Source organism: Longimicrobiaceae bacterium (genome assembly GCA_035936415.1).
Taxonomy (GTDB): domain Bacteria; phylum Gemmatimonadota; class Gemmatimonadetes; order Longimicrobiales; family Longimicrobiaceae; genus JAFAYN01.
The window spans coordinates 1-5,434 of the sequence record DASYWD010000581.1 but is presented as its reverse complement, the minus strand read 5'-3'; the positions used below and the strand labels follow the sequence as shown (position 1 = coordinate 5,434).

Sequence of the window (5,434 nt, the reverse complement as noted above, 5' to 3'; positions counted from 1 at the left end):
CAGCGAGGCGGCGGGGCGGCGGGCGGTCCCGCGCTTCTTCCCCCCGGCGCGGCGGGAGGGCCGGCGGGTGGGGGGGCGCGGAGCGGGGCGGCGCCTGGCACGGCGGGACAGGGGGGCCTCCGGGGAGGGTGGATCGGGTCGCACGGGTCCGGCGGACCGGGGGAAGAATCTAACGACTCTCCCCCCCGCGGTCACGCCTCCGGAGAGGGAGACGGCGCCGGTGGGACGGCGGAGAGCGACCTCGGCGCCAGGCAGCGGACGGTGCTCGGCCCGGGACGGAGGACCATGAAGTCGACCACGTTCTCCACCCCCCGGACCAGGCTGGCGTTGGCGATGGCGCACTGCAGAGCCCCGAAGCCGTTCACCGGGCCGTGCAGCGCGACGGTGCCCCCACCCAGCACCTCCACCCGGATCTGCGCCGCGTCGATCACTGGCTCCGCGACGAGACGGGCCTCCACCTCCCTCTGGATCCTCGTCACCTCCACCGGGTCCAGCCGCACCGTGCGGCTCCGCCCCAGCACCCCGCACCCTGCGGTGGCGGCGAGCACGCAGGCCAGCAGCGCCCCTCTCCCGCGCCCCGCTCCCCTCCACGGCGCTCTCGCCGTACGTTTCAGCATCGACCGGTCGCCTCCCTGCGCCGGCCGAAACCGCTGCGGCGCCGTGGCCGTAGTTCCCTGGGCGGACGGCGGCGCCGTCCGCGCGGACGCACCCCGTTTTCGCAATCCACAGGCCACACGCCGGAGCCCACGCACCCGCCCGATGCGACGCTACTACGAGCTTTCCCGGACGCAGACGTACTCGCTGCTATTCGCGATCCCCCTCCTCCTGCTGTACGAGGCGGGGGCGGCGTGGGTCTCCGCCACCTCGGAGGCGCCGCTGCGAAACGGGGCGGACGTGCTCCTCCGGGCGCTCCTCGCCACGGGCGGGCTGCACGACACCATCGCGCTGACGGCCTTCCTGGTGGCGGTCGCGGGGGTGGTGGTCGTGGCGGAGTGGCGGCGGAAGCGGATGCGGGGGGTGGAGGGGCGGGTCTTCGCGGGGATGATGGCGGAGAGCGCCGTCTACGCGCTCCTCTTCGGCGTGGTGGTGGGGACGGCGACGCAGTGGGTCCTGGAGGGCGCGGGGGTGCGCCTCGCGGCGGACGGGGGGACGCTGGCGTCGCTCCCGCTCGCGGAGGGGATCGTCCTTTCACTGGGGGCGGGGATCTACGAGGAGCTGGTCTTCCGCGTGCTCCTGGCCGGCGGCCTCTTCCTGCTCTTCCGCTCCGGCGGGCTGCCGCGCACCCGCTCGGGCGTCTTCGCCGCCCTGCTCTCGGCGCTGGCCTTCTCCGCCTTCCACTACATCGGCCCGTACGGCGACCCCTGGCAGCTCGGGTCCTTCACCTTCCGCTTCCTCGCGGGGCTGGCGTTCAGCGCGCTCTTCCTGGTGAGGGGCTTCGGGATCGCGGCGTGGACGCACGCGCTCTACGACGTTTTCCTCCTGCTCTTCATGCTCGGCCGCTGAAGCGCTGTCCCGCGCGGCGCCACGGTGTTAGCTTGCATCAGTGGTTCCCTCGCCGTGGCGCCCCACCCGGAGCCGGTCGCATGAACATCGGTGCCTCGCTGTACGACATCGAAGTGAAGGATGTCGGAGACGTCCTTCCCGTGCTGCGCGCGGGACGCGAGGCGATCCTCCTGGAGTGGGTCCAGCGGGTGCGCGAGAACGCCGCCGTGGTCGCCGGCCGGGCGCTGCCCGACCCCATCCTCCTGGACCACGTCCCGCAGCTCTTCGACGCGATCGTGGACCGCCTGCAGTTCAACCGGAACCGGGCGGACGCCGAGTACTTCGCGGCGGTGCACGGCTTCGGGCGGCGGGTGGACGGCTACGACGTCGCGGAGAGCGTGGCGGAGCTCAGCATGTTCCGCCGGGCGATCTGGACGCACCTGTCGGCAGTGGGCACCCGGCCGGAAGGCGCGTTCGCGGCCATGCAGGTCATCGACGGGATGATCGACCGGGTGGTGCTCGTCAGCCTGCGGGCCTTCCTGAACCCGGACGCGCGGATGCTGGAGCGCCGCGCGGCGGCGAGGGACGCGGCGCTCTGAGCCGGGGGATCCCGCGGGGGACCGGCGGGTAGCAGAGCGCGGCCGCCGGGGCGCGCTCCGGCCGAGAGCCGCAGACAGAACCGGGAGAGACAGGGACCGTCCGGGTCCGGGCCGCCACGGCCGGGCCCGGACGCGTTTCCGGACCCCGGGGAATCCCTTTCGACGCCATGACCAGACCGCTGCTTTTCATCCTCGGGACCTCCCTTCTCGCGCCCGCGCTGGTGGCCCAGGAGCCGGCACGCCCCGCCGCCGGGTGGGACGGCGCACGGGCGATGGAGCTGGTCCGCCGCGCCCAGGAGCGGCGCGCGGAGACCAGCGCCGACACCGCCCTCGCCAGCTACCGGGCGGACGCGCGCGGCTACGTGTACTTCTACCTGGATCGCCGCGACACCGGCGAGCGCACGCTGGTCAAGACCGACCAGGTGGCGCTGGACGTGTTCTGGAAGGCGCCCGCCTTCTCCAAGCAGCGCATCGTGGGCCTGCGCGACGAGAAAAAGCTCCCCACCCGGATCAACTACCACCTGGACCACCTGAGCGTGGTGCAGGACAACTTCGGCGACCGGATCCGCCTGGGCGACGGCGACGAGGTGCGCGACGTTCTGCACCCGGCGGCCCCGGGGGCCGAGCGGTTCTACACCTACCGAGTGGCGGATTCGCTCTCCATCCGCCTCCCCGGCGCGGGGGAGCCGGTGCGCGTGTACGAGCTGCAGGTGCGCCCGCGCGACATGGGCCAGCCGGCGTTCCTGGGCTCGGTGTTCGTGGACCAGCGGCGCGGCGACCTGGTGCGGATGGACTTCACCTTCACGCCGTCGTCGTACGTGGACCGCTACCTGGACTACATCAACATCTCGCTGGACAACGGGCTCTGGAAGGAGCGCTACTGGCTCCCCAACCAGCAGCGGGTGGAGATCCGCCGGCAGCTCCCGGAGCTGGACTTCCCGGCCGGGGGCGTCATCCGCGGGACCATGCGCGTCTCCAACTACCGCTTCAACGACCCCATCCCGGACGAGTTCTTCCGCGGCCCGCAGGTGGTGGCGGTCCCCCGGGCGCAGCGGGAGGCATTCGCGTTCGAGCGGGGACTGTACGAGGAGCTGCGGGAGGAGGGGATCGGCCCGGACACGGAGCTGGCGGAGGTGCGCCGGCAGGCGATGGCACTGGCCCGCGCGCGGATGCTGAGCGGGCTCCCCGCCTCGCGGCTGGACGTGGGGACCGCCTCCGAGGTCCTGCGCTACAACCGCGCGGAGGGGGCGGTGGTGGGAGCCGGCGTGGCGCTGCGGCCCTCGGAGGCCCTCACGGCGCGCGTCCGCGGCGGCTGGGCGTTCGGCGCGGAGCACCCGCTGGCGGAGGCGGAGGTGCAGGTGCGCCGCCCGCGCATGGAGCTCACCGCCGCGGGGTACCTCCACACACCGCGTGACCTGGGCGTCTCCCCGGTGGCCTCGGGGGTGCTGAACACCTTCTCCTCGCTGCTCGCGGGAGAAGACTACTCGGACCCGTACTACACGAGCGGGGTGGGCCTCTCCGCCGAGCGCGCCCTCCGCCCCGGCTGGAAGCTGGGCGCCGGGGTGCGGCTGGAGGAGCACGAGTCCGCCGCGCTCGCCTCGGACTTCTCGGTGTTCGGCCGGTTCCGCCCCGTGCGCCCGGTGGACGAGGGCGCCGTGCTGGCCGCCTCGCTGGGGCTGGAGCGCAGCGGCGCCTCCGGCGCCGGCCGGAGCTGGAGCCTGGCGCTGCGCTCGGAGATCGCGACCATGGATCCCGGCGGATGGGACGTCCGCGGGGCGATGACCGGGACCGGCCGCAGCTGGACCCGGTCCTGGGCGGAGGCGGGGTGGATCCGCCGCTGGACTCCGCGGGACGCGGCGCTGGAGCTGGGCGGCTCCACCGGCTTCGCCTCGGGAAGCGTCCCGGTGCAGGGACTCTTCTACCTGGGCGGCCGGGGGACGATCCCCGGGTACGACCTCCGCTCGCTGGCCGGCGACCGCTTCGCCCTGACGCGCGCGACCGCCTCCGCCGACCTGGCCGCCCCCTGGCTCCGCGGCCGTGTCTTCGGCGCGGCGGGGTGGACGAGGCGCCCCTTCGGCGAGGGCCCGTGGCAGGGCTGGCCGGACGCCCCCGGCGACGGTGCCCGCGCTTCCGTGGGGGCGGGGCTGGGGATCTTCTACGACATCCTCCGCGTGGACCTGGCCCGCGGCCTGGGCGCCGGCGGCCGCTGGGAGCTGGTCGTGGAGACGCGCCCGGAGTTCTGGGACTTCCTGTAGGGAAAGAAGGCCGTGAAGATCGACGCGTACCACCTCCCCACCCTGCCGGATCCTCCCACCTCCGTGTGGCCGTACGGCCAGGGCGAGGAGGCGCTGCAGCTCCGCGTCCCGCGGCTGGACGCGGCTCTCCTGCGGCGCCAGGTGCACGCGCTGGCAGTGGCGCGCGACCGCTACCTGGCGGAGCTGCCGGTGCAGCGCGTCGTGCGCGTGGTGGACCGCGTGGCGGCGCGGCTCCAGGACGCCGGGGACCCGCTGCGCCGGGCTGCGGAGGCGGCGCTCCCGCGCATCACCGGCTACTCCGCGCCGATGGTGCGCCGGGTGCTGGACCGGATGGCGCCGGAGTGGCGGGAGGACCGCCTCCGCGCGCTGCTCCGCTCGGAGCTGGAGGACCCGCGGGTGCTGGACGGCTTCCGCCCGCGGCGCCACGCCCCGGGACGGGTGCGCGCCTTCGGGCCGAGGGTGGCCGTGCACGTGTTCAGCGGCAACGTCCCCGGGGTGGCGGTCACCTCGCTGGTCCGCTCGCTCCTGGTCAAGGCGGCCACCCTGGGGAAGATGGCGGTGGGGGAGCCGCTCCTCCCCGCGCTCTTCGCCCGCGGCGTGGCAGAGGAGGACCCGCAGCTGGGAGAGTGCCTGGCGGTGACCTACTGGCCCGGGGGCGACGAGGCGCTGGAGCGGGTCGCGCTGGGGATGGCGGACGCGGTGGTCGTGTACGGCGGGGCGGAGGCGGTGGCCTCGGTGCGCGCGGGGACCCCGCCGGGGACGCGGGTGCTGGTGTACGGGCCCCGGCTCTCCTTCGGGGTTGTGGGGCGGGAGGCGCTGGGGGACCCGGAGGAGGCCGCGCGCCTGGCCGCCGCGGCGGCGCTGGACGCCAGCACCTTCGACCAGCAGGGGTGCGTCTCGCCGCACCTGTTCTACGTGGAGGAGGGCGGCGCGGTGGAGCCGCGCGAGTGGGCGCGCCTCCTCGCCGGGGCGATGCAGGCGGCGGAGCGGGAGCTCCCCCGGGGGACGCTGGCCCGGAGCGAGGCCTCGGCGATCCGCCAGCTCCGCGGCGAGGCCGAGTTCGCGCAGCTCGCCGGGAGCGGCGTGGAGCTGCACGCC

At 74.9% G+C, this 5,434-nt stretch carries 5 protein-coding genes; 4 read left to right on the top strand and 1 reads right to left on the bottom strand.

Annotated elements, in window-relative coordinates:
- Positions 1–191: 191 nt before the first annotated feature.
- The gene (locus VGR37_23280; GenBank protein ID HEV2150342.1) at positions 192–617 is read right to left on the bottom strand and encodes a BON domain-containing protein; all 426 of its coding nucleotides are present in this window, start codon (positions 615–617) and stop codon (positions 192–194) included.
- Between the two features lie 142 nt (positions 618–759).
- Here VGR37_23280 and VGR37_23275 point away from each other — a divergent pair, with 142 nt between their 5' ends.
- The 4 genes from VGR37_23275 to VGR37_23260 all read left to right on the top strand — a co-directional run.
- On the top strand, positions 760–1,503 hold the full coding sequence (locus tag VGR37_23275) for a CPBP family intramembrane glutamic endopeptidase (protein ID HEV2150341.1): 744 nt from the start codon (positions 760–762) through the stop codon (positions 1,501–1,503).
- A gap of 80 nt (positions 1,504–1,583) precedes the next feature.
- On the top strand, positions 1,584–2,081 hold the full coding sequence (locus tag VGR37_23270; protein ID HEV2150340.1) for an RsbRD N-terminal domain-containing protein: 498 nt from the start codon (positions 1,584–1,586) through the stop codon (positions 2,079–2,081).
- 167 nt (positions 2,082–2,248) lie between these two features.
- Positions 2,249–4,336 carry a hypothetical protein gene (locus VGR37_23265; GenBank protein ID HEV2150339.1) on the top strand — a complete coding sequence of 696 codons (2,088 nt, stop codon included), beginning with the start codon at positions 2,249–2,251 and terminating at the stop codon, positions 4,334–4,336.
- A 12-nt stretch (positions 4,337–4,348) separates the two neighbouring features.
- A partial coding sequence (locus VGR37_23260) for an acyl-CoA reductase (protein ID HEV2150338.1) occupies positions 4,349–5,434 on the top strand: 1,086 nt, incomplete at its 3' end.